General features: G+C 70.8%; 19 protein-coding genes and 3 pseudogenes. 11 read left to right on the top strand and 11 right to left on the bottom strand.

Annotation, left to right across the window (positions count from 1 at the left end):
- Nucleotides 1-46: 46 nt before the first annotated feature.
- A complete protein-coding gene (locus tag ACWD4A_RS19120) occupies nucleotides 47-649 on the top strand; it encodes a TetR/AcrR family transcriptional regulator (RefSeq protein ID WP_451195270.1) in 603 nt (200 codons plus the stop codon).
- Between the two features lie 3 nt (nucleotides 650-652).
- Here ACWD4A_RS19120 and ACWD4A_RS19115 read toward each other — a convergent pair whose 3' ends face one another.
- Nucleotides 653-1687 (bottom strand): pyridoxal-phosphate dependent enzyme, encoded by a 1035-nt coding sequence (locus ACWD4A_RS19115; RefSeq protein ID WP_451195268.1) that lies wholly within the window; start codon nucleotides 1685-1687, stop codon nucleotides 653-655.
- A gap of 235 nt (nucleotides 1688-1922) precedes the next feature.
- On the opposite strand from ACWD4A_RS19115, the gene ACWD4A_RS19110 reads away from it, so the two are divergent.
- From ACWD4A_RS19110 to ACWD4A_RS19100, 3 genes are all read left to right on the top strand, one after another.
- Complete coding sequence (locus ACWD4A_RS19110; RefSeq protein WP_451195266.1) at nucleotides 1923-3059, top strand: acyl-CoA dehydrogenase family protein; 1137 nt, start codon at nucleotides 1923-1925, stop codon at nucleotides 3057-3059.
- A 116-nt stretch (nucleotides 3060-3175) separates the two neighbouring features.
- Nucleotides 3176-3559, top strand: a complete 384-nt coding sequence (locus ACWD4A_RS19105) for a hypothetical protein (RefSeq protein WP_451195264.1) — start codon at nucleotides 3176-3178, stop codon at nucleotides 3557-3559.
- A gap of 320 nt (nucleotides 3560-3879) precedes the next feature.
- A complete protein-coding gene (locus tag ACWD4A_RS19100; RefSeq protein WP_451195314.1) occupies nucleotides 3880-4863 on the top strand; it encodes a PP2C family protein-serine/threonine phosphatase in 984 nt (327 codons plus the stop codon).
- Nucleotides 4864-4892: 29 nt separating this feature from the next.
- On the opposite strand, the gene ACWD4A_RS19095 is transcribed toward ACWD4A_RS19100, so the two are convergent.
- Nucleotides 4893-5504, bottom strand: a complete 612-nt coding sequence (locus tag ACWD4A_RS19095; protein ID WP_451195263.1) for a DUF642 domain-containing protein — start codon at nucleotides 5502-5504, stop codon at nucleotides 4893-4895.
- A gap of 174 nt (nucleotides 5505-5678) precedes the next feature.
- On the opposite strand from ACWD4A_RS19095, the gene ACWD4A_RS19090 reads away from it, so the two are divergent.
- Nucleotides 5679-6491: an aminotransferase class IV family protein gene (locus ACWD4A_RS19090; protein WP_451195261.1), complete on the top strand. Its 813-nt coding sequence runs from the start codon at nucleotides 5679-5681 to the stop codon at nucleotides 6489-6491.
- 38 nt (nucleotides 6492-6529) lie between these two features.
- On the opposite strand, the gene ACWD4A_RS19085 is transcribed toward ACWD4A_RS19090, so the two are convergent.
- From ACWD4A_RS19085 to ACWD4A_RS19055, 7 genes are all read right to left on the bottom strand, one after another.
- Complete coding sequence (locus ACWD4A_RS19085) at nucleotides 6530-7696, bottom strand: copper resistance D family protein (RefSeq protein WP_451195259.1); 1167 nt, start codon at nucleotides 7694-7696, stop codon at nucleotides 6530-6532.
- 128 nt (nucleotides 7697-7824) lie between these two features.
- Complete coding sequence (locus ACWD4A_RS19080; protein ID WP_451195258.1) at nucleotides 7825-8904, bottom strand: Rieske 2Fe-2S domain-containing protein; 1080 nt, start codon at nucleotides 8902-8904, stop codon at nucleotides 7825-7827.
- Nucleotides 8905-8907: 3 nt separating this feature from the next.
- Nucleotides 8908-9984, bottom strand: coding sequence for a terpene synthase family protein (locus tag ACWD4A_RS19075; RefSeq protein ID WP_451195257.1), 1077 nt, complete (start codon nucleotides 9982-9984; stop codon nucleotides 8908-8910).
- A 23-nt stretch (nucleotides 9985-10007) separates the two neighbouring features.
- Nucleotides 10008-11351 (bottom strand): polyprenyl diphosphate synthase, encoded by a 1344-nt coding sequence (uppS, locus tag ACWD4A_RS19070; protein WP_451195256.1) that lies wholly within the window; start codon nucleotides 11349-11351, stop codon nucleotides 10008-10010.
- Nucleotides 11352-11390: 39 nt separating this feature from the next.
- A complete protein-coding gene (locus ACWD4A_RS19065) occupies nucleotides 11391-11990 on the bottom strand; it encodes a 1-deoxy-D-xylulose-5-phosphate synthase N-terminal domain-containing protein (protein WP_451195254.1) in 600 nt (199 codons plus the stop codon).
- Between the two features lie 364 nt (nucleotides 11991-12354).
- Complete coding sequence (locus ACWD4A_RS19060) at nucleotides 12355-12867, bottom strand: hypothetical protein (protein WP_451195253.1); 513 nt, start codon at nucleotides 12865-12867, stop codon at nucleotides 12355-12357.
- Nucleotides 12868-12961: 94 nt separating this feature from the next.
- Nucleotides 12962-14095: a NucA/NucB deoxyribonuclease domain-containing protein gene (locus ACWD4A_RS19055; RefSeq protein WP_451195251.1), complete on the bottom strand. Its 1134-nt coding sequence runs from the start codon at nucleotides 14093-14095 to the stop codon at nucleotides 12962-12964.
- A 288-nt stretch (nucleotides 14096-14383) separates the two neighbouring features.
- On the opposite strand from ACWD4A_RS19055, the gene ACWD4A_RS19050 reads away from it, so the two are divergent.
- Entirely contained in the window at nucleotides 14384-15253 is an 870-nt protein-coding gene (locus tag ACWD4A_RS19050; RefSeq protein WP_451195249.1) for a DMT family transporter, read from the top strand.
- A gap of 52 nt (nucleotides 15254-15305) precedes the next feature.
- Here the strand turns inward: ACWD4A_RS19050 and lpdA are convergent, their stop codons facing one another.
- Nucleotides 15306-16706 carry a dihydrolipoyl dehydrogenase gene (gene lpdA / locus ACWD4A_RS19045; RefSeq protein WP_451195248.1) on the bottom strand — a complete coding sequence of 467 codons (1401 nt, stop codon included), beginning with the start codon at nucleotides 16704-16706 and terminating at the stop codon, nucleotides 15306-15308.
- Between the two features lie 218 nt (nucleotides 16707-16924).
- Between lpdA and ACWD4A_RS19040 the strand changes: the two genes are divergently transcribed.
- Nucleotides 16925-17098, top strand: a complete 174-nt coding sequence (locus ACWD4A_RS19040) for a hypothetical protein (RefSeq protein WP_451195246.1) — start codon at nucleotides 16925-16927, stop codon at nucleotides 17096-17098.
- Between the two features lie 202 nt (nucleotides 17099-17300).
- Nucleotides 17301-17729: pseudogene (locus tag ACWD4A_RS19035) on the top strand (VOC family protein); the annotation flags it as partial.
- Here ACWD4A_RS19035 and ACWD4A_RS19030 read toward each other — a convergent pair.
- Entirely contained in the window at nucleotides 17728-18054 is a 327-nt protein-coding gene (locus ACWD4A_RS19030) for an alpha/beta fold hydrolase (RefSeq protein ID WP_451195244.1), read from the bottom strand. The pseudogene ACWD4A_RS19035 and the gene ACWD4A_RS19030 sit on opposite strands and share 2 nt — an antisense overlap.
- 53 nt (nucleotides 18055-18107) lie before the next feature.
- On the opposite strand from ACWD4A_RS19030, the pseudogene ACWD4A_RS19025 reads away from it, so the two are divergent.
- The 3 genes and pseudogenes from ACWD4A_RS19025 to ACWD4A_RS19015 all read left to right on the top strand — a co-directional run.
- Nucleotides 18108-18926 (top strand): annotated as a pseudogene (locus tag ACWD4A_RS19025) (beta-ketoacyl [acyl carrier protein] synthase domain-containing protein); the annotation flags it as partial.
- Nucleotides 18859-21063: pseudogene (locus ACWD4A_RS19020) on the top strand (acyltransferase domain-containing protein); the annotation flags it as partial. The pseudogenes ACWD4A_RS19025 and ACWD4A_RS19020, both read left to right, overlap by 68 nt.
- 493 nt (nucleotides 21064-21556) lie before the next feature.
- Complete coding sequence (locus ACWD4A_RS19015; protein ID WP_451195243.1) at nucleotides 21557-23608, top strand: methyltransferase; 2052 nt, start codon at nucleotides 21557-21559, stop codon at nucleotides 23606-23608.
- The last annotated feature ends 47 nt before the right edge of the window (nucleotides 23609-23655 follow it).

Genomic DNA, 23655 nt, shown 5'->3' with positions numbered 1-23655 from the left:
TGACACACAAGGTACGTAACAAACGTTTGGTATGTACGATAGCGGCATGACCCCAGCTCGTGGAGACCATGACGCCCGCCGCCGCGAGGTTTCCGAGGCCGTCTGGCGCGTCCTGGCCGCACGCGGCTTCGGCGGGCTGACGTTGCGCGCCGTGGCGGCGGAGATGAACGCCTCCACCGGGCTGCTCACCCACTACTTCCCGAACAAGCGCGCCCTTGTCGGCTACGCGCTGGACGTCCTGTCCCAGCACTCCGAGAACCGCCGCCGCCGGACCGCGCCCGCCGAAGGGCTCGCCGCGCTCCGCACCGCGCTGCTCGACATCCTCCCGCTCGACGCGGAGAGCACCGTCGGCAATCGCATCTGGGTCGGCTCCTGGGACGTCGCGCTCGCCGATCCCGAACTCGCGGCCGAGCATTCCGCGCGCTACCGCCGCTCCCGCGAACGCCTCGTCGTCCACATCACCGCCGCCCAGCGGCGCGGCGAGCTTCCCGAAGACGTCCCGGCCGCCGAACTGGCCGCCACGGCCCAGGGATTCACGCTCGGCCTGGTGGTCCAGGCACTGCTCTCACCCGAGGAGTTCCCACCCGAACGCCAGGTGACGTTGCTGGACGACTGGCTGGCCAACTGGCACGGAACGCGGCAGCTTTAAGCGCTACCCGGATGTGTGCAGGTTCTCCCCGAAACCACCCACCGCCCGGGAGATGGCGTCGGGCACCTCGTCCAGGTGAGCCTGCCCGTGGGGGTGGTATGTGCCGGAAGGCAGTGGGGCGGAGCCGCCGGTGTACACGGCAAGCACGTGTTCGCCGGGGCGGATCACCTCCTGCTCGATCGCGTCGAGGGCACCCACGAGGGAGTAGAGCCCGGCGCGCTCCCCGGGCTGTCCGTCGCTGTCGCGTGTCACCGTCACTCCGGCTTCCTGCAGCATGGCGGTGGCCTGCGGCTCGAGCTGCCGGTAACGGGTGTTGGTGACGTGGCGCACGGTGCCCCGGGAAGTGGAGCAGAGCCGGCGCATCCGCTGGACGAGTTCATCGGTGAGGACACGCCGGAAGAGAGTGGGCTCCACCATGTCGGCGTCCGGGTCGCCCTTCCGGCCGGTGACGGCGTGGACGAAGGGTGTCACCGCTTCTTGCTGGATGCCGAGGAACCGGGGCACGCGCATGGCCGTGCGATCCGTACGCCCGATCTCCTCCACCCCTTGGTAGAAGCCGAAGGGGCCGTACGCGCTGGAGATCGCCTGTACGTGCCAGTCCCAGTGGCGGTCCAGCTCGCGTGCGGCGTCCCGCAGGAAGTACGCGCGCGCCTTGTTCGCTTCGTCCTGGTCGGACCGGGTGGGCGCGACGGGGATCCCGGAGGTCCGTGCGTAGGCGGCCAGGGCGGCCTTGATGTGCTGCTCGGTGGCGTCGACCTCGACGAACCGGACGGTCTTCGCCTGGGCGAGGTGCGGCAGGAACTTCCCGCGGGAGGCGGGCGGGTACAGGAACACGGCGCGGATACCGACGTGGGCGGTGTAGGCGGCCATGGCGTTGGCGGTGTTTCCCGAGCTCTGCCCCAGGATCAGCGCATGGTTCTCACCGAGGCACCGGGCGACGGCGACGCACGCGAGCCAGGACTTGAAGGTGCCGGTGGTGTTGGTGGTGGACAGGTCCAGCACATCGAGGAGGACCTCGCGGTGGGGCGGCAGTTGCACAATGCGGCCGCCCTCAAGGAGGGACGCGCGCCGGATGAGCTCCGGCGCGATGTCCAGGTGGGCGGCGTACCGCTCGATGACACTCGTGTCCTGCGCGTAGATCTCGATACTCTCCCCCTCGCCCCATAGTCCCCCATAAGGGTTGTAACAGATATCCCTTCCGAACAGCCCAACTGTGGGTAAATATCGTCCTCGTGAGTGAGACGTACGGCCCCGACGGCGGAAGGCAGCCAGCATGCGAACGACGCACGGGCCCGGCGAGGCCGTCCGGTCAGGGCTGGCACGGGTCAGGGCGTTCGCCCGGACGGAGATCGGACCGTATCTGGCCGAGCATCCCGAAGCGGACTACCCCCGCCCCCTGGTCCAACGGCTCGTGCAGCTGGGCACGTTCGGGGTGACCGTACCCGCGGAGTACGGCGGGGCGGACTGGGACCGCGCGGACGTGGCCAGGCTCGGCTATGAACTGGGGCGCGGCTGGCAGCCGCTCGCCGGCCTGGTGGGCACCCACCTGAGACTCTGCCGAGAAGTACGGCAGCACGGCACCCCCCAGCAGCGCCGGGCCTGGCTGACCTCGATGGCCCGTGGCGAGACGGTGTTCGCCCGTGCCTACCACGAACAGGGCATCGGCCATCCCTCGCGGCTGCGCAGCAGCGTCACCCGGAGCGGGGCCACGGGCGTGCTCGACGGCCGTAAGAGCTGGGTCACCAACGCCCGCGACGCCGATCGTGTCCTGGCCATCGCCCGGGGCCCCGACGCCGTCCTGGGGGTGTTCGTCGATCCGGCCCGGCCCGGGGTGACCATCGGCCCGGAGCTGCCGCGCCCCGGCATGCTCGGCGTCTCCCTGGCGGAGATCACCTTCACCGGTTACGAGTTCGACCCGGACGAGGAGGTCCTGGGCGGGTGGGGCCACGACATCACCACATCCCTGCTCGCCCATGATGTGACCGGCTATGTCTCCCGTGCCCTGGGCTCGGCCGACGCCGTGCACGCACACGCCCTGCGCTTCGTGCGCGACACCCTGGAGCAGCGACCGGCCGAAGTCAGGGGCGCGATGCTGTTGCGCGTCGGCGAACTGGCCACACGGGTGATGGTGATGCGGTCGGTGTGGCAGAGCCTGCTGGGACCGGACGCACCCGTGACGTCCGAGGCGGCCAAGGTGTTCTGCACAGCAAACCTCCAGGAGGCCGTGCGCGAGGCGGCACTGCTGTGCGGGGGAGCCGGTTACGCCGCGCCCGAGACCACGTTGGGCCGCCACTACCGGGACGCACTGGCCCTGTTGATCGTCGGTGCGCCCAACGACGCGCTGCTGCAGCGCATCGGCGAGCGGGAGCTGGGGCGATCGTTCACTGGTCGAGGGTTCCTTTCTGGCTAGAGGTGAAGGTGACGGCGCGGGTCGGGAAACAACGGCCGTCACACGGCGGACGAACCCTCTACCGTGGGCCGGACCATCACCACGCTCCGCCTGCGCTGGCTCCGGCCGTGGAGGGCGTGTTCGAAGCCCTCGCCCTGCTGAGGGCAGAGCCCTTCGAGGGGCGGGTGCACCTGGTGTCCAAGGCAGGCCCGAAGGTGGCCGCGAACACCTGCGCATGGCTGCACCACCATGAGTTCTTCCGCCGCACCGGCGTCCCCGCCGGAAACCTGCATTTCGTTCGCGAGCGTGCCGGCAAAGCGCCGGTCTGCGCGCAGTTGAACATCACGCACTTCGTCGACGACCGCCTCGACGTCCTGGGGCATCTGACCACGGTCGGCCACCGTTACCTGTTCACCGGCGGACTGGGTGACAAACCGGCTCCGAGAGCAATACCGTCCTGGGCGACAGCAACGGGCACGTGGGCCGAACTCGCTGCCGCGATTGCCTTCACAGCAAGCTGACGAGTGCGGCCGCACCCCCGCCACCCCCCATATAGGTCACGCGTTCGATGTCATGCGCGCCACCACCGGACGGCCTAACGATGGAGCGCGCGATCCGCGCCGCCTTCGCCCCAAGTGAAGCCGCCAGGCCCGGCCCCAGGCGAGGGCGAACCCGGCCCACCAGGGCGCTATGCCCCCTTTGTCTGGATAGACTGTGCAGTGTGATCAAGCCTGGCCGGCTGCGGCTCCGTCGTCGCCACGGCCGGTGGCCGCTTACTCCGCTGTCCCCGGTGATCCTCACCGTTGTCATCGCCAGCCTGGCCTACACCACGCCCAGGAGCATGGCCTTCAGCCGTCTCCTGCCCGCGGCGCCCGCTCTTGCCGCCTCCATGTGGCCCGTACTCCCCACCGTCCTCCTGGGCACGGTCTGCCTTCTGCTCATGATCGGCCTCGGCATCGTCTTCCCCGACCTGGGGACGGGGTACACGGCGGCGGGGATCGTCGCGGTCACCGTAGCGGCCGCGTACGGAAGTCACGTCCGGCTCCAGCGGGAGCGGACGCTCTTCCAGGTCCGGCTCGTCGCCAACGCGGCGCAGCAGGTGGTCCTGAGCCCGATGCCGCGCTGCTTCGGAGACATCGAGATCGAGTCGCTGTACCTCGCGGCCGCGGCCGAGGCCCGTATCGGCGGTGACTTCTACGAGGTGGCCGACACCCAGTACGGAGTCCGGTTGCTCATCGGAGATGTCCGGGGCAAGGGTCTGCCGGCGGTGGGGTCGGCGGCGGCGGTGGTCAACTCTTTCCGGGAGGCGGTCTACGACGAGCCCGACCTGGGCAGTATCGCGCGCCGCCTGGAGGCGAGCAGCGCCCGTTACAGCGCCGCGTTCCCCCTTGAGGATCTGATGGAGAGCTTCATCACCGCTCTTCTCGTCGAGATCCCGCACGAGGACGGCCGTATCGCGATCCTCAACTGCGGACACCCACCGCCCCTGCTCCTCGGCCGTGGAGAACTCCACGTCCTGGAGCCCACCGCTCCCTCGCCGCTGCTCAACCTCGCCGAACTGATCGGCGATCACTACAGCGTCGACACCTTCGACTTCGCCCCCGGCGACCATCTGCTTCTCTACACCGACGGTGTCACCGAGGCCCGCGACCGCGATGGCGAGTTCTTCCCGCTGGCGGCCTGGATGCGGCGGCAGACACCGGAGCGGCCCCGCGAGCTTCTCGACGGGCTGCACCGTGACCTCCTCCGCTACAGCAGCGGAGGCCTTGACGACGACATCGCCGCACTCGCCGTGCGTCTGCGTGAACCGGCCGGACCCGCTTGACGGCCGGATGGAGGCGCCCGCTGCGGCCACTACTGGCGCGAGGGCTCCAGCTCCACGTTGTCGAGCAGCGGGCCGCGCTCGGCGAAGCCGCCGGGTCCATGGCCCCAGGTGTTGTTGGAGAACTCCACCCAGGTCGTCCTGTCCCGCGCCGGGAACAGCTGGGAGTTCTTCTCCCAGCCCACGTCCTGCGGACGGTTGCCCATCGGGTCGACCGAGGAGGTGCGTGCCCCTCCGGATGAGAACGACACCAGGACGTCCTTGACCGCGCGGGGCTCGGCCGGGTCACCCGCGAGGTCGAACCGGACGTCGTACTTCTGCCCCGGGACGGTGTCGAAGGACCGCCGGACGGTGCCCTCGCCGAGAAGCTGCAGGGACTGCTTGCCCTCGGACGCGTTCAGGACTGCCGTGTCGCAGAGCCGCGCCTCACCGGCGGTCACCTCCCATGCGCCCACCCGGTCGCCTGTATGGAAGGTCCGGCACTCCCCCGGAGCGAGCGACGGGTTTTCGAAACCGTCGGCGGCGAGCGGTGCCGCCGGCGCTTGCGGGGCGAGGGCCAACGTCAGAGCGGCCGTGCCGAGCGTGGTGACCGTCAGGCCGAGCGCCCGCCGGCGTCGTCGTGCGGGTAGACGTATCGCTTCCATATCCGTACCTCTCGCCTCATGTCTGGAGATCAACTTGGCGATCAGCTTTGCCGGTACGGGACACGGACGCAACGGAGTTATGGGAACGGGCCCGCAGTGCGAAGCCGGCGGCGCCGCGGTCCCGCCGCACGACGAGGTTTCGCCCTACGGATCTCCTCTACCAGAATCAGCCGGGTGGACATCATCGATGGAGCACCGGCTCCGCCCGCATCCCTGCGGGCTCTGGCCCTGACGAACTATGGGCATTTCACCACCATGCGCGTGGAGAACGGAACGGTCCGGGGTCTGTCACTGCACCTCGACCGGCTGACGCGGGACTGCCGCGCGGTGTTCGGGGCGGAGCTGGACCCCGCGCGCGTCGTCGAGTACGTCCGGCGGGCGGTCGACGACCGGTCCGGGCCGGTCACCGTGCGCGTCACCGTCTTCGATCCGGACCTGGACACGCTCCGTCCCTGCGCGGAAGCGAACCCCCGCGTTCTGGTGACGGCCCGGCCAGCCGGTGCGACGGCTCCGCCGCCGTTGAGGGCGAAGCTCTTCGCTTTCCGGCGCGACACACCCGCGGTGAAGCACGTCGGCCTGTTCGGTCAGTACAGGTTGCGGCGGGAAGCGCAGCTGGCCGGGTTCGACGACGCGCTGTTCGTCGAACCCGCGGGAGGCGTTTCCGAGGATGTCGTTTCCGAGGAAGTCGTTTCCGAGGGCAGCACGTGGAACGTCGGTTTCGTGGACGCAGGGGGCACGGTGGTGTGGCCGCGGGCCGATGTGCTGGCCGGAGTCACCATGCGGGTGCTCCGGGCCGCCCACGGGCGCACCGTGACGGCTCCGGTTCCGGTCGGCCGACTCCCCCGTATGCGCGCGGCCTTCGCCACGAACGCCTCGGTCGGCGTGCGCGCGATCAGCGCGATCGACGACATGTCGTTCCCGGAGAACGAGAAGGTCGTCGGAGAACTGCGTGAGCTGTACGCGCGCATCCCCGGCGAGCCCTTGTGAGCAGCCCTGAACCTCCGGAACAGACAGATCCATTTTTGTCAGGGCATGGCCGGGGTCTCGCGCCGGGACAGGGCGTCGGAGGTCCTCACCGTGATCCAGAGCGAGGCCACGAGGGTGAGGACCAGCGCGACGCCCACGGCGAAGACGCTGCCGCTCGCGACGGGCTGGGGGCTGCCGCCCTCGGAGCGGGCGGAGCCGCTGAGGAAGGGGACGACGGCCAGGACGGCGAATCCGAGGGCGGCCTCGGCCCGGACGACCTTCGGGAAGTGCCGCAGCGTCAGGTGCAGGAGGGAAGCCGTGGAATCGGCACGGCGGGCCTGGGCTATGCGGGGCATCAGCCAGAACTGGTTGAAGCCGCCGGCCGCGACCATGCCGAGGACCAGCACGGTCTTGACGAGGAGGAAGAAGCCGTAAGTGGTCGTCCACAGCTGACCGACGGTGCCGACGTGCTTCCAGCTCATCCACAGGCCGGAGATCAGTACCGCGCCGACGCAGACCAGGGCGACGAAGCTGAAGCGACGCCAGAGGTCCGACCACAGGACACCGGCGTTCCCGCTCAGCCTGCCCCGGGCACCGGCGAGGGCGGCGAGCAGGACCAGGCCGCCGATCCATACGGTGCCGCTGACGATGTGCACCTGGTCGAACAGGAGGTCCAGCACCTTGTCCGCGTTCTTCGGCGCGGTGGCCGGTATCGCCGCGATGAGCGAGACCGCGAGCGACAGGGGCAGAGCGGTCAGCGCGAGCGCGTTCAGATGCCGACGCGCCCGCGGGGCGAACAGCACGATCAGTGCGGCGGACGCCAGGATCAGGACGGTGTTCTGGACCAGGTAGATCGTGCCCTGGGCCACCCAGGTTCCCTTCGCCGCGGGTGCCCGCAGGAAGTTCCAGATCCGTCCCGGCTCGAGGGCGTCCCCGAAGGGCATGCCCTTGCCGGCTCGGGCCAGGCGGGCGGCGAGCTGGAAGTAGCCGGTCACGAGCAGGACCACCCCGGCCCAGGCCAGGCAGCCGGCCGTCCGACGTCGCATGGCCGCGACATCGCCGCGCTCGTTCTCCGGGGCGCGAAGCGCCGGGCGGACCGCTGCCGCGTACGTCACCGTGGCGCCGACAGCCCCGGACAGGCCAAAGAAATAGCCCGATTTGGTAAGAATTCTCCAGGTCGGAGGCGTGGCGTAGCCGACCGAGGCGGCCAGATGAGCGAGGGTCATGAGAGGGAAGGCTAACCTAATTTTTTCGAGGCTCGTCCACTCGGGCACGACCCCCACAGCCCTGTCGGCACCCCCTTCGCGGCACCCGGCCCAGCCGTCCGGGCGCCGCGGGTTTCGGTGATGGTCCGTCAGAGTTTGAGCTGTGCGTAGTAGGCGTCAGGGTCCCGGCCTTCCGGAGCGGGATAGAACTGGCGGGCCCACTTGCGGTGGGCGCCGATGGGGCCGTCCCCGTCGGCGAGCCTCGGAGGCGCGATGAAGCGCTTGTGGTGGAAGATCCCCAGGTCGCGGGCCGCGTCCTTCCGGGTCTGCCAGAAGATGGGGTGGTGGATCGCGCGCACCGTCTTCCGGCCGAGCCATTCGCGGACCGGACCGGAGCGGTTCCGGGAGGAGAGAAGTTCCAGGCTGGAGGCCAGGCTGTAACGCATGCGGGCGGGACCGATGGGGGTGGCGAGCAGCCAGTTGACCGAATAGAGGCCGTATTCGGGCATCTCCACATTGATGTTGGCACCCGCGAGCCCCGGGAACTGATTGACGAATTCGCTTTCCACACAGACCGGGCCGATCCTGCGTCCGGACTTCATGGTCACCCACCCGAAGGGGCCCTCGTACTTCGGTGGCACGAGGACCTGCAGGTCGATCAGACCGTGCAGGTAGGTGAGGTGGGTGTAGTCCACGACGTTCTCCGAGACGTCCTGGGGGTATCCACCGAGATCGGTGATCTGGTAGATGGGGTCGCGGGCGTTGTCGAGTCCGCTGAGGCCTGCGGACACGTCCCAGGTCGGCCCTGTTCCTTCGTGGTGGTGCCAGGCCCAGACGATTCCCCATTTCTCCTGCACCGGGAGCAGGGACAGCGAGAGTTTCGGAGTCGGCCCGTACGGGCTGTGGACGCAGTCCCCGTCGATGGAGTAGCGGAGATTGTGGAAGGGGCACTGGAGTTGTTCGCCCTGCACTGTTCCACCGAATCCGAGGTGTGCGCCGAGGTGGGGGCAGTACGGGCGGGTGGCCCGGAGCGTGCCGCGTCGGGTGCGGAAGACGACGAGGTCTTCCCCCATGAAGGGGACCGTGCGGACGGAGCCGGGTGTCCACATGTCGGAAAATCCGGCGCAGAACCACCCGTTGGGGTACGGGAGAGCGGGAGGCCCGCTCCTTTCCCCGGGAAGGACTTCGTCCGGGAATTGCCTGACTCGCGGGGTCGGTTTCTTTCCCATTCCTCACCAGGATTCCGGTTGGTCAGCTGTCGATGGCGGTGTCAGGAATCCTTCCGTGCGCTTGTAGCGCAGGCATGATTCCTGCCAGCGGTAGTAGCCGGACAGGCCGTCCTCGAGGATCTGGACGCCGCGCAGGACGTCGTCCTTGTGGGCCGCGTGCGGGTCGCCGGGAATGCCGGTCATCGCGCGCAGCCGGTCGGCGATCCTCGTGAAGTCGCGCAGTCGCTGTTCGACCATGTACGCGACGTGGCGTGCGGCTTCCTGAAGGCCGATGCCCCGGTCCTGGCTCAGGACCAGGACGAGATTGTGGGGGTTGCGGTAGTGGAGATCCTTGCGAACGGTGAAGGTGTCGTTGGACCACAGCCACAACTCGGCGGTCATCTCGCGGAGCTCGTAGAACAGACCGCGGTGGATGCGGTCGGGAATGTCGGCTCCTTGGAGGCCTTCGAGGGCATCCATGCTGGGGCGGGTGGCACCGTTGATCAGGCGCAGGCGCAGATACGCGTCGGTGTCCGGGAGTTCTTCCGCGGACCGGTTGTGAACTTCCTTCTGCATGGCGTTCAGGTACTGCATGGTGTGGGCCGCGAAGCGGCTGCGCGGCCGCTCGGGGAAGTAGTCGTGGAAGTCACCCCACAGGTCGGCCAGGGCGCGAGCGTGCGGGAGGGAGAGCCTGGGATCTCCGGGTGGTGGGGGCGGGCTCTGGCGCAGGACGTAGTCGAGCTGGGATTTACCGTCCTGGAAGGCCCTCGGATTCCGTCCGTACGGTCCGTCGTCGAATATGTCGTCCCACAGGAAAAGCCAGGCGACCCACCTCGCCATGAGGACGGCACCGAGGGTGTCCGTGCGGGGGCACCACCAGCCGGAGAACAGACCTGACTGCATATCGACGATACGCTGACGTGCCGCGTCGTTGTTCAGCATGCCGAAGTCATCGGCCCATTCCTGTGCTTCCTTCTCGGCCAGCCCGTGGCTCGGGTTGAGACGGACCGGCCAGGGCATGCGGTAGTCGGGGATCTTGTAGTGGGCCATGGCTGCCATGCTCTGCGCATACGTACCTTCGAACAGCATGGGCTTGGGCACGGAGGCCTCCTGGCGGTGGAGGGTCAGCGACCGAAGCGGCGCTGGCGGTGGGAGTACCAGTGCAGTGCCTCGTCGAATTGGCGCTTGGTGAAGTCGGGCCAGAGCGTGGGCGTGAAGTACAGCTCGGCCTGCGTGGCCTGCCAGGGCATGAAACCGGACAGGCGTTGCTCTCCCGATGTGCGTATCACCAGGTCCAGGTCGGGCTGTCCCGCGGTGGTCAGGTGTGCGGCGATGAGGTCTTCGGTGACGGCTGCCGGTGCGACGCCGGTCTGCATATCGACGATCAGGCGGCGCACCGCCGCGACGATTTCCTCGCGGCCTTCGTAGACGACGGCCGCGTTGAGCGTCGCGCCGTGCGCGTCGGCCGTGTCCCGGGCGATGTCCCGTAGCCGGTCCGCTTGTTGCTGCGGCAGGAGATCCAGGGCACCGATCGGACGGATGCGCCACTTCCTGGTCTCGGCCATGGCGCGGAGCCCGTCGGTGATGACGGTGACGAGCGCGGACACCACAGGTGTGGGCCTGGAGAGATTGAGTGTGGACAGGGCCCAGACCGTCACCCAGCCGATGCCCTCGTTGTCGCACCAGTCCATGAGCTCGCCCACCTTGCCCGCGCCCTCACGGTATGCCTCGATCGAGGAGACACCGTGGGCTCGTGCCCAGCGCCGGTTCCCGTCAGGGATCACCCCGAGATGGCGCGGGAACACGGACGGCTGGGACAGTACGGGCTGACGCTGCTCGGCGCGGGAAATGTCGGCGACACCTCGAGGCAGGGCGAAATACCGACTCTCCTCGTCCCTCTCCATGGTCTCGACGTCCTCTAAGGCGCGCTGCGCCGGCCACTCCAGGGCACCCCCGACCCGAGCCCCGGAGACAGCTGAGCCCTCCGGTCCGGGGACGGTCGTCCCGGCGGCATCGCCCGGCCCGCCGACGGGCGTGCCGCGCCCCGGCGCCTCACCCGGGGTGCCGATGCCCTTGCCATGGCCCTCGTGGCCGGTCGTGAGGGTGCCGCAGTACTCCTTGGCGAACCGCGCGGCCTTCTCGTGAACCTTGTTGACCGACGGGCAGGTCGGATCAGTGGCCACGAGCTTCGGCTCGGCGGTCTCATCATGGACAGCCGGTGTCACCACTTGCGCCAAGAACACCACGATGGAACCTTCAGGCGCCTCGGCAGTCTCGTCGACGAAGGTCACGCTCTTCTTCTCCAGAGCCGGTACGACGTACTCGTCGGGGGCGGTCTCGTGCCGGGCGTGGACCGGCACCCCGTACTCCAGAGCCGTATCCACCACTTGCACAACTCGGTGGGCACCCCCGCGGAACCGTCGCAAGCCAGTCGCAGGACTCGCCGTGTGCACGGCGGCCTGCCCCATCGCGCTCAGCCGACGGATGGCCTGTGCCTTTGCCGGTCATCACATACGCGACCGGTCGGCCCACGCCACACCCCCGGCACAACACCGCCTCGATCTCAGTGGTGTTGCGGCCGCCGAAGGCCCGGAGCGGACGAGCCCGGGACCGGTGAGCGGCCGAGGCGCATGCCGGCCCCGCCACCGGGCATCAACGTGTCCAGGCGCACAACCACCACGCCGGCAGGCGGAGCGTGCGACCCCGCTCGTGTGCCGCCCGCGGGCGGCCGGAGACCGATTCTCCGCCGGGTCCTGGACCGGCTCCGCCCGGCCGGGACAGCCGGGCGCATCCGTCTGCCGCCGCCCGGCGTCGAGAACGAGTGCGCCCCGGGAGGAGTCGAGGAGCCGGTACAGGGCAACGGCCAGCCCCACCGGCAGACTCAGCACCAGAAGACCGCCCGATGCGCATACCGTTTCGATCAGGAACTCTCGGGTCCGACGGGCCAGGGCGGGCAGCCGTGCGGCAGGGCGTTTCCACAGCTGGGCGAAATCAGACACCTTCAGCGAATGCCGGTTCGTGGCAGTCACAGCGAAACGGCCTCCCCACACTCGTGCCCTGCGCGGACGGCCGTATCCCTGGTCGCGGTGCCGTTCCGGGCGCTCCATGGACCCGCCGCGGACAGGGCAGGAAGGCACGCCCCACAACGACGGGAGGAACAGCGCACCCGTGGCTCCAAGACAGTGAAACGGCGTTCCACCCGGCTACACCCACTCAACACGCGCTGAGCAGCGAAGACAACCCCCGGCCGAGGGGCGCGTGGATCGCTCCGCAGCCCGCGCCCCATTCGCCCGTGACCGTGGCACATGCCGTGCGGAAGCGCTTTCTCCGCACTCCCTGCACGCCCACCCGCGGTAGGTACTCGAGTTCGACGAGGTGACGAGCCGGGTGGCTGGGGTCCGTGGGCCGACGGCGGCGGCTGGTCGGCCGGCGGGCTTCTCCGTACGCGCGCACGCCCTGTCCAGGACCCGGCTACCGCCTCCAGTAATGTGCCGTCCTGCTGGTGCACTTGATGACATGCCCGGTGTCGTACGGCGCGGCCCACACCTGGATCAGATACTCCTCCACCGGACCGTCGGCCGCGCGGGGGTCGCCGTCGTCGCGGTGCCGCCCGTGCACCCGCAGCCGGTAGTCATCCGGGCCGGGCAGGTCCAACTGCCGTGCCGAGTCGCCCTCCTGGCCGTCCGCGCCGAAGTCGACGAACGGTGAACGCCACGCGACGGACACCTCGGCGACGTCCTGCCAGGTGTCCATGTCATCGACCGGAGGCGGCTTGTCGTCCCACAGCTGAGCGGTGACCGTGACCCGGCCGATCTCCTGGCCGCACAGGATACGGGCGCCGTCCCCCGCGGGGTCGGCCGCGACCAGGCCGTTGCCTCCGGTCCACTCCGGCTGGAACTCCACCACCAGTTCCTCCCCGGCCAAGTCGACCGTGGTGGCGTCCACGTGCACGGTACCGGTGGTCTGGTGGATCAGGCTGGGCATGGGATCACCTTTTCTCGTACAGAGGGCCACACCCATATTGGGTGTGGCCCCCGTCGCTTGGCCTGCTTCACGTCGGATCCGGCAGAGAGGCGCTTCAGTCGTGGCCGCAGCCGACCGGGCCCATCAGGCCCGGCTCACCGAGCTGCTTCTTCGGCACATTGACGACCTGTACGTAGAAGGCGTCGTTCTCCAGGACGCGCTGCCCGTTCAGGACGGACTTGCGCAGCGATCCCTCACGCGAGTTGGCCGTGCCGTTGAGGAAGTGACAGCTGTAGTCCGGGTTCCGGCTGGCGCCCTCGTACGTCTGGGCGAACGGGTACTCGTCGCAGGTCAGGTCGGGGCGCCCCGGCGGGCGGGGAACGTCGCTGCCGCAGGCGACCCCGCGGTTGTCGTCCTGCAGCTTCTGGTCGAAGGTGCGGTGCAGCGGATAGCGGCTGTTCACCACGCCCCACGGGTGCTTGAGGTTCCGCTGCGCCCACAGCACGTGCCAGCCGACCGCGTCCACACGGGGGTTGGTCACGTCGATCTGGTACAGCGCGGGCACGTCCGGGTAGACACAGCCGCCGGTGGTCTGCGGGGTGATCCTCGGGGTGTTGTCGCACCGTGGCCGGAACGTCGAGCCGATCACGGCGGAGCCCTTGTCGTGCCGGGGTGCCTTGAGCGTGGCGTACGGGCGGATGCTGTCGTTCACCAGGTCGCGGCCCGGCGACGACGCCGTGAACTCGTATGTGACGGTGTTGCCCGGGAACAGGTACCGCTCGCCGGAGGCGGGGACCTGGCAGTGGCCGCAGTCGAAGCCCACCATGCCCGTCGTGGCGAACCCGGCCCATGTGGTGGGGTCGGTCAGGCGCAGCTCGACCTTCTGCTTCCACGTGTACCGGTTGCGCGGGTCCAGCGTCGCGGTGGTCCTGGCCCACAGGTTGGCGGTACCTTCCGGCACCTTGTCGACGGTGTAGACGACCGGGATCTTCCAGTACGAGCACGACTGCGTGCGGGAATGGAAGGCCTCACCCACCTGACAGCCCAGGTCACCGGCGGCGGTGACGTCGGTTTTCGTGACGGTGCGCACCTGTTGCGGCTCGCCGAGTTCGATGGCCCTGTGGCCGTTGCCGGAACCGGCGGGCGCGGGCGCGGCGGAGGCGACGCCGCCGATGCCGAGCGGTAACAGCAGTGCGGCGCCGGCAGCGGCAACTGCCGTGCGCAGGCGCGTGGTTGTTCTCTTGCCCATGCGGGTGTGACCCTTCCGTTGATCGGACTGATTTTGACCCGTTCATGCTCAGACTGGTGTGGCGGGCGGTCAACACACCGCTGGACATTGGTCGAGAACGGCACACCGCCCCCGCCAATCAGCCACGAGTGGAGCCCGCGCGGCCGGTGTCCGCGGTTCCGTGCATTCGGCGGACCCGCCGGTCGTGTGACCGCCGTTCGCCCACCGGTAGTGCGTCCGCGGTGTGCGCAGCGGGGCTGCCATTGTCGTGGTCGGCAGGCGCCGTGCCGGGCCGGAGGGAGTCGCGCCGTGAGAGTCGTGTGCACCGTGGTGTTCGCCGTGCTGGCGGCGGTGAGCAACGCCTCGGCCGTGGTGCTTCAGCGCACGGCGGCGCGGGACATGCCCAGGGCCGACGCGTTCCGTTTCCGGCTGATGCTCGACCTGGTGCGCCGCCCGGTCTGGCTGGGCGGGATCGCCGCGGTGGTGTGCGCGGCGGTGTGCCAGGCGCTGGCGCTCGCGCTGGGGTCGCTGGCCCTGGTCCAGCCGATCGTCGTCACCGAACTCGCCTTCGCCCTCGTGATCGCGTGCGTGGCCTTCCGGCGGCGGCTGCCCGGCTACGGCTGGGCCGCGATCGCGGCGGTCACCATCGGCATCGCCGGGGCACTCGCGGCCGCCGCGCCGTCGGGGCGACGGGTTCACGTCGGTCCGGAGAGGTGGGTGGCGGCCCTGGTCGTGACCGGAGGTGTGACGGCCCTGTGCGTGCTCGCCGCCCTTGCCCGCCCCAGAGGCAGGGCACGTGCGGCGCTCTTCGGTACGGCGGCGGCCATCGGTTACGCCGTCACCGCGGCCTTGATGAAGTCCGCTGTCGGCGTCTTCCACCGGGACGGCGCCGGCGCGTTCTTCACCTGCTGGCAGACCTATGCCTTCGGGGCGACGGGAGGGACCGCGCTGTTCCTGCTGTCGAACGCCTTGGAGTCCGGGCCGCTCCTGGCCTCGCAGCCCGCTCTCGTACTCGGCGACGCGCTGGTGAGCCTGGCCCTCGGAATCCTGGTGTACGAAGAGGAGATCCGTACGGGATGGTGGCTGGTCCCCGAAGTCCTCGGCCTTCTGCTGGTCGTCGCCGGCACGCTCGTCCTGCCCAGGGTCGAACCACAGGCTCTCGGACCGCGCACCGGCTGACCTGGCGAGCGCTCGGGCGGGCTGCCGCGTATCCGCCGGGCGTCCCGCTCCCCTACATATTGATCATGTGGCCGGCCAGACCGTGGACGGCCTCCTTGACCGCTTCTCCGAGCGTGGGATGCGCGTGGACGTTGCGCGCGACCTCATGGACGGTCAGATCCCATTGCTGGGCGAGCGTCAGCTCGGGAAGGAGCTCGGTGACCTCGGGCCCGATGAGATGCGCGCCGAGCAGTTCGCCGTACTTGCCGTCGCTGATGACCTTCACAAAGCCGACGGGGTGCCCCAGGCCGTGCGCCTTGCCGTTGGCGGTGAACGGGAACTTGGCCACCCGGACATCGAATCCCCGCTCGCGCGCCTGGGCCTCCGTCCAGCCGAAGCTGGCGATCTGCGGCTGGCAGTAGGTGGCCCGCGGGATCATGGTGTAGTCCAGCTCCATCGTCTCCGCGTCCGCGATGGTCTCGGCCGCGACGATGCCCATGGCCTCGGCGGCGTGGGCCAGCATCAGTTTGGCCGTGACGTCCCCGATCGCGAAGATATGGGGCACGCTGGTACGGCAGCGTCCGTCGACGTCGACCGCGCCGCGCTCCGTGAGCCGGACTCCGGTGTTCTCCAGGCCGTAGCCCCGGACGTTCGGGGCGAAGCCGATGGCCTGGAGCACCTTGTCCGTCTCGAGCGTCCGGCGCTCGCCGCCCTTGTTGACTGTCACACGGACGCGCGCGCCGGAATCGTCGATGGCCTCGACGGCGGTACCGGTGAGAACCTCGACGCCGAGCTTGCGGTAGTGCTTCGCGAGCTCCTTGGAGATCTCCTCGTCCTCCAACGGGACCATCCGGTCGAGGTATTCGACAATGGTGACGTCCACGCCGTAGCTGCGCAGCACATAGGCGAACTCGACACCGATCGCACCCGCACCGGCGATCACGATGCTGCCCGGCAGCGTCCCGCTGAGGATCTGGCTCTCGTAGGTGACCACGCGTTCCGACAGAGAGGTGCCGGGCAGCAGTCGCGGACTCGCGCCGGCCGCGATGATGCAATGGCCGAAGGTCACCGTCTCGGCGCTGCCGTCGGCGGAGGTCACCACCATGGTGTGGTCGTCGGTGAAGGCGCCGCGCCCCTCCAACTGGGTGATGGCGTTCTTCTTCATGAGGTAGTGCACGCCCTTCACCCGGCCGTCGGCGACCGTACGGCTGCGCTGGAAGGCGGGCCCGTAGTCGGCCGAGACCTCGCCGCCGACGTCGATGCCGTAGGCCTTGGCCTCGTGCGTGACGAACTGCACCATTTCAGCGTTGCGCAGCAGGGCCTTGGAGGGGATGCAGCCGACGTTGAGGCATACGCCTCCCCAGTAGCGCTCCTCGACCACCGCGGTGGAGAGACCCAGTTGCGCGCTGCGCACGGCGGCCGTGTAGCCGCCCGGTCCCGCTCCCAGAACAAGAACATCGAAATGTTGGCTCACAAGTGACTGATCCTGGTCCGATGCGCCTCCACGCGCAACCCGGTCGGCCCCACGACCAGGAGTGACCTTGACCGCGCCGCGTCACTTCGGCAGGCGGCTCGACAGGGCGTGGCGGGATTCGTCGCGCGGGTCCCGGCGGGCCGCGGGCTCGGGCCCGAAATGCGCCCTTCGTACGCGAGTGCGAACCTGGAAGCAGCTCGTCGGGAGGAGACACGATCATGGGCAAGAAGCAGACCCGGCAGAACCGCGGCGCCCGTACCGGTGGCCATGCGTACGGCACCACCACGGAGACGAAGAAGCAGACGAAGTCCTCCACCGCGCAGCAGGAGCCGGCCCACCCGGCCCCGGAGCCGGTCGCCCATAAGCAGCCGCGCAAGTTCGGGCACAACTGATCTCCGGCGTGCGACCGTGGACGGCCCTGGACGGCCTGCTCCGCGATCGTCGTTGATCGTCGCTCGCGGTCGGCCACCGCCGCCGCCACAGCCGCACCGATACGCCCAGGCCGCCGTCCCGGCCGAACCGGCCGCCGTCGGCGAAGCCCCGGCGGCGGGGTGCCACGATGTCACGGACGGACGCGACAGGAGAGCGAGCCCCATGCTGACTTCCACGCATGTCCCGGGCGGGCTGAACTGGCTCGATCCGGGAACGCCCGACATCGACGGTGCCGTCGCCTTCTACGGAGGTGTTTTCGGCTGGGCGTTCCAGTCCGCCGGGCCGGAGGCCGGAGGCTACGGCTTCTTCCTCAACGGCGGGAGGACCGCCGCGGCCGTCGGCCCGCTGATGGAGGAAGGCGCGAGCGCGGCCTGGACGGTGTATTTCCGCACCGTCGACGCCGATGCCACCGCCGAGACCGTGGAGCAGGCCGGCGACACGGTCCGCTTCCCGCCGACGGATGTCTTCACGGCCGGGCGGATGGCCGGTTTCACCGACCCGGCCGGTGCGGAGTTCGCGGTGTGGCAGCCAGGTGACACCGACGGCCTGGAAGTCGTCAACGAGCCGAACTCCGTGAGCTGGATCGAGCTCAGGTCTCGTATCCGAGGGCGGCCCCCATGCTGTGCCCGAGGATCACCAGGGGTTCCGTCACGTAACGCGCCACCCTGTCGGCCAACGCGGCGGCGAGTCCGGTCAGTCCGGGTGCCGGGGCGAGGTCCGGGGCGCTGTCGCAGCGTCCCGGGTACCGGGCGGTCAGGACGCGGAACGCGGGGGCGAGGTGGCGGGGCCAGAGCGCGAAGTCGCCTGTGCTGCCGCCCACTCCGGGGAGCAGCAGCACGGCGGCATCGGGGCCGGTCCATTCCGACTCGGGTGTCAGCGCCCACAACAGGCCGTCACCGACTGCTTTCGCCCACATATGGGAAGACTTTCCCAGAAGCTGGTCGGAGCACACGCTGACAAGGGGTGGCTATGGGGCCCGCCTGTTCGTCCAGCCTGGTCGCCCTTCACCAGGCACGCGCGTTCCTCGGGTCCGGCGGGGAACTGGCACTGGCCGCCGGGGTCAACATCCTCGTCGGACCACACGAGTTCGTCGGCTTCTCCAAGGCGTCGATGCTCTCCCCCACCGGCCGCTGCCGCGCCTTCTCCGCGGCCGCCGACGGTTTCGTACGGGCCGAGGGCGGCGTGGTCCTCGTTCTCAAACCCCTCGACCGGGCCCTCGCCGACGGCGACCGTGTCCACGCCGTGCTCGTGGTCACCGGCACCAACAGCGACGGCCGCACCCCCGGCCTGGCGCAGCCCAGCGCCCAGGCGCAGGCCGCCCTGTTGCGGCAGGTGTACGGCCCTGCGGGCCCGGACCCCCGGGAGCTGGTGTACATGGAGGCGCACGGCACCGGAACGCCGGTCGGCGACCCGCTGGAGTGCGAGGCCGTCTCGGCGGCGCTGGCCGCCAGGCGCACCGCGGGGCTGCCGCTGCCGATCGGTTCGGTGAAGACCAACCTCGGGCACCTGGAGTCGGCTTCGGGGCTGGCCGGGCTGCTCAAGGCCGTCCTCGTCCTGCGCCACCGGGTCGTCCCGCCCTCCTTGCACGGCCGGCCGGTCAACCCGGCCGTCGACTTCCCCCGCCTGGGCCTGGCGCCCGTGCCGACCGCCACTCCCCTGGCCACGGCTTCGGGCGGGATCGTGGGCGTCAACTCCTTCGGATTCGGCGGCTCCAACGCCCATGCCGTCCTGGCTCCCGCCCCCGCGGCGCGGCCCGATCCGCCCGAGGGTCCGCTGCCGGTCCTGGTCAGCGCACGCACACCCGCCGCACTCGCCGAGGCCGCCACCGCACTCGCCGACCGTCTCGACGCCGTGGGCGCGGATGCCCACACGTTCTACGACATCGCCCACACCACCCTCATGCGCCGCGGCCGACACCCCCTACCGCGCCGCCGTCCTCGCCCCCGACGCCCGCACCGCCGCCGACCGGCTGCGCGCCGGTGCGGACGCCGCGCCCGTACCGGCGCTCGCGAACGGCGCGATCGCCTTCGTCTACAGCGGCAACGGTGCCCAATGGACGGGAATGGGACGCCGGTTGCTGGCCGCGTCCGCTTCCGGGCACCGGTCCGGGCCGACCGCGTTCCGGGATGCCGTCGACGAGGTCGACGCGGCGTTGTCACCCCTGCTCGGCTGGTCCGTGCGCGACGAGCTCGCCCACGGCACCGACGCGATCCGGCAGGCCCGGACGGAGATCGCCCAGCCGCTGCTGTTCACCGTGCAGGTCGCGCTCACCGCCGCCTTGGCGGTGTACGGGGTACGCCCGGCCGGCGTGGCCGGGCACAGCGTCGGTGAGGTCGCCGCCGCCCACGCCTGCGGCGCGCTCGACCTGGCCTCCGCCGCCCGGGTCATCGCCCATCGCAGCCGCGCCCAGGCCCGTACGGCCGGTTCCGGGCGGATGGCGGCCGTCGGTCTCGGCCTCGACGAGGCACAGAAGGAACTGTCCTCCTTCGGCGGCCTGCTGGAGCTTGCCGCCGTCAACGGTCCGCACGACGTGACGGTCGCCGGGGACGAGGCCGCCCTCGACGAGCTGGCCCACCGGCTTGCCGGGCGCGGTGTCTTCTTCCGGATGCTCGACCTCGACCACGCCTTCCACACCTCGCGGATGGATCCCGTCGAGGCGGATCTGCGCGCCGGCCTGGCCGCACTCCGGCCGCGGCCCGGACGGCTCGCGTTCGCCTCCACCGTCACCGGCACCCTCCAGCAGGGGGAGGAACTGACCGCGGAGTACTGGTGGCACAACATCCGCCGCCCTGTGCAACTGCCGGACGCGGTCCGGGCGCTGGTGGCCACGGGCTGCGACGCCTTCGTCGAGATCGGCCCGCAGCCGGTCCTCGCCCACTATCTGCGCCGCATCCTGGCCGCGAACGGCCCCGGCCCCGCCGCGGTGCTGCCGACCCTCTCGCGGGACCGGGACGGCGCCGACGCCCTTGAGCGGACCGTCGCCACGCTGCTCGCGGGCGGCGCCCGCACGGACGTCGGCGGCTTCTTCCCCGTGCCGGGCCGGGTCCAGGATCTGCCCGCCTATCCCTGGCAGCGGGAAAGCCACTGGCACGGCTCCCCACGGTGGTTCGGGCACGGTTGTGGCGACGGGCGCCGCCACCATCCGCTCCTCGGCGAGCGCACCGCCCACGCCGAACCCCTCTGGCAGCTCCGGATCGACGCGACCCGCCACCGCTGGCTCGCCGACCACGTCGTCACCGGTGCGGTCGTCGTCCCCGCCGCCGCCTTCGCCGAGGCGGCCCTGGGCGCGGGCCGCCTCCACCTCCAAGGGCCCGTCCAGCTGGAGGACCTGGCCGTCGAGCGCGCCCTTGTCCTGCCCTTCGACGACCCCGCCATGGACGTCCGCCTCCAGACCTCCCTCGACACCGACGACGGCACGGTGCGCATCACCGGCCGCGACGGCACCGGACCCTGGCGCCCGCACGCCCGCGCCGTGGTGCGCCGCCTGCTGCGCGAACAGCCGCGGGCCGAGGACGTCCCGGCGCTGCGTGCCCGTCTGACGACGGCGGTGTCCGCGAGCGACGCCCGTGCCGCGGCCGCCGCCGCGGGCATCGTCTACGGACCGGCCTTCGCCGTCCTCACGGGTCTGCGGGTCGGGGACGGGGAGGTCCTGGCCCGGTACGCGCTCCCGGACACGCCGGAATCCGCCGCGCACGCTCCCGGCCGCACGGCCTACGTCCTCCACCCCGTGCTCCTCGACGGGGCTCTCCAGGCGGGTACTCCCCTTCTCGGTCAGGCAGGTGGCGGATCCGGCGCCCCCTACCTCCCTTCGGCCATCGCGAGTCTGCGGGTATGGGAGGAGGCCCCCGCCGAGGGCTGGGTGTACGTACGCCGCCGCGAGGCGACGGCTCGTGAAGTGTGCTGGGACATCCGTCTCCTGGACGACCGGGGCCGCGTCACCGCCGAGGCCGACGCCTGCCGGCTGCGCCGTTTCGGCGCCTCCCCCGCCGCGCCCACACGCCTGGTCACGGTCCTGCGTGCGGCGCCCCGCGACCTCGGCCCCGGCGCACCCGCCCCCCGCCTGCCCGCGCCCCGCGAACTGGCCCGGACGGCCCGGCGCACCTGGACCGGGCCGGCCTGGGACGGCGGCCGGTACGCCATGGCCGTCGAACTGGCCGATCGGCTGAGCGCGCACTTCACCCTCCGGGCGGCCCGTGCCCTGGATCCCGGCGCCGCCGCGTACACACCCGACAGCCTGATCGCCGCCGGTGCGCTCCCCGTCCACCGGCGCCTGCTGCGCGCGTCACTCGATCAGGCCGAACGGGCGGGCCTGCTGCTCCGTGGCGGTGACGGAGCCGGGGCACCCACCGCGCGCCCCGGCCCCCGCCCCGCGTTGACGCGCCTGCTGCGGACGATCCCGGAAATACGCCACAGAGGCGGTGCTGCACACGTACTGCGGTGCTCTGCTGCCCGACGTGCTCCTCGGGCGCAGCGACGCCGTCGCCATGCTCTTCGGGGAGAGCGACCGTCACTGGGTGGAGAACTACTACTCCACCACCAACGTGGTACGCCACTGCAACGCCTCGGCGGTCGCCCTCGTCCGCGAGTTCGTCCGGCACTGGCCCGACGGCCGGCCGCTGCGCGTCCTCGAAGTCGGTGCCGGCACCGGAGGGCTGACCGCGGCGCTGCTCGACGCCCTGCCGCCCGGACGCACCCACTACACCTTCACCGATCTCTCCGAGACGTTCTTCCCCCGTGCCCGTTTCGCCGGCCACGGCCACATCGTCTACCGTCCGCTCGACCTGGACCGGGACCCCGGCTCCCAGGGGTACGTCCCGGGTGCGTACGACCTCGTCGTGGCCGGCAACGTCCTGCACGCCACCGCCCGGCTGCGGGAGAGCCTCGTCCGCCTCGCCGGTCTGCTGGACGAGGGCGGGCATCTGCTGGCCGTCGAGACCCACAACCTCGACCGTCTCCTTCCCTGCTTCGGGCTGCTGAAGAGTTTCTGGAATGCCGACGACCCCGACCTGCGCCCGCACTCCCCACTGCTGACGGCCGGCCAGTGGCATGAGCTGCTCACCGCTCATGGCTTCGACGAGACGGCCCGGCTCGGCGCGCGGGGAGCCGACGCCGACTACTCCATGCTCATCGCCCGGCGTGCTCCCGGACCTGCCGGCCGGCCGCGCGCCCCCAGGCCCGGCTCCGCCCGACAGGCAGCTGACGGTACGTCAATTGCCGACACTGCCGGGCAGTCGGCCGCCCCGGCTCCCGCGACCTCCTGGATCATCGCCACCGAAGGGCCGGGCGACCCGCTCGCCCCGGCCCTCGCGGCCGTCCTGCGTTCGTCCGGCGACGGTCCGGTGACCGTCGTCCAGGCCACCACCGATCCCGCGCAGTGGACAACCCACTTGGGTTCCGACCAGGTCCGGCCCGCCGTCGTCCTCCTTCTCGCGGACCTGGACGGTGATACGGGCGACGACGGCCGGCAGGTTCTCGAACGCGCCGTCACCCGCACCGCCGTCCTGCGCGCCGTGGCCCGGACCTGCGCGCTGCTTCCCCGTACGGTCGATCCCCTGCTGTGGCTGATCGCCCGCCCGTCGGGAGCCGTACCGGCGGCGGGCGCACTCCTCACCCCGCCGGACTGTGTGCCGTGGGCGGTGACCCGCACCCTCGCCAACGAGCAGCCCAGGCCGACCGTCAGACGGCTCGCGTGCGAACGGGGACCGTCGCCCGGCGCCGACGCCCGGCGGCTGGCCCGCGAACTGCTGGCCCCGACCGCGGACGACGAGATCGTCCTCACGGCCACCGGACGATTCGTGCCACGGCTGCGCGAACTGCCCGCCCCCACCGCCCCGGCCGGCCGGCGTCCCTACCGGCTGCGGCTCCGCCGCCCGGGGCTCGGATTCGGCCTGGACTGGGTGCCCGCCCCGGCCCCCGCCGCCCCCGGTCCGGGCGAGGTGACGATCGAGGTGCGGGCGGCCGGGCTCAACTACCGTGACGTCCTGCTGGCCACCGCCTCGCTGCCACCGGGCGCCGAGGTCCCGGCCCCCGGGGAGCACAGCCTCGGCCTGGAGTGCGCGGGCGTCGTACAGGTCGGCCACTTCGACTTCGCCCGCATGGCCACGATCCTGCCGGGCCTGCGCACGCCGAGATTCGCCGCGGTCCTGCCTCCCGAGCCCCACGGCGAAGGCACGGGCGCCGGGCAGGGGCGTCTCCGGACCGAGGACGGCCAGGGCATCGGCACGGCCGCGCTCGCGGACCTGCTGGTCACGCTCATCGCCCGCATCACCCACCGTGCCCCCGAACGCATCGACCGGACGCACGGTCTGGACGCGCTCGGGCTCGATTCCCTCATGGCCACCGAACTGGTCGTCGCCCTCCAGAGCGAGCTGGCCTGCGAGATCCCCGCCATGGAGGTCGTCAACGCCGGCAGCGTCGACGAACTCGCGGGCCGCATCCGGATGCGCCTCGGCACGACGGCTCACCCATGACGGGCCCGCACCGCCGCTCGGCGGGGGTCCGATCTCCGCCGATCGGC

It is taken from the genome of Streptomyces sp. NPDC002537 (genome assembly GCF_053594975.1).
This window is presented reverse-complemented; position numbering and strand designations above follow the sequence as displayed.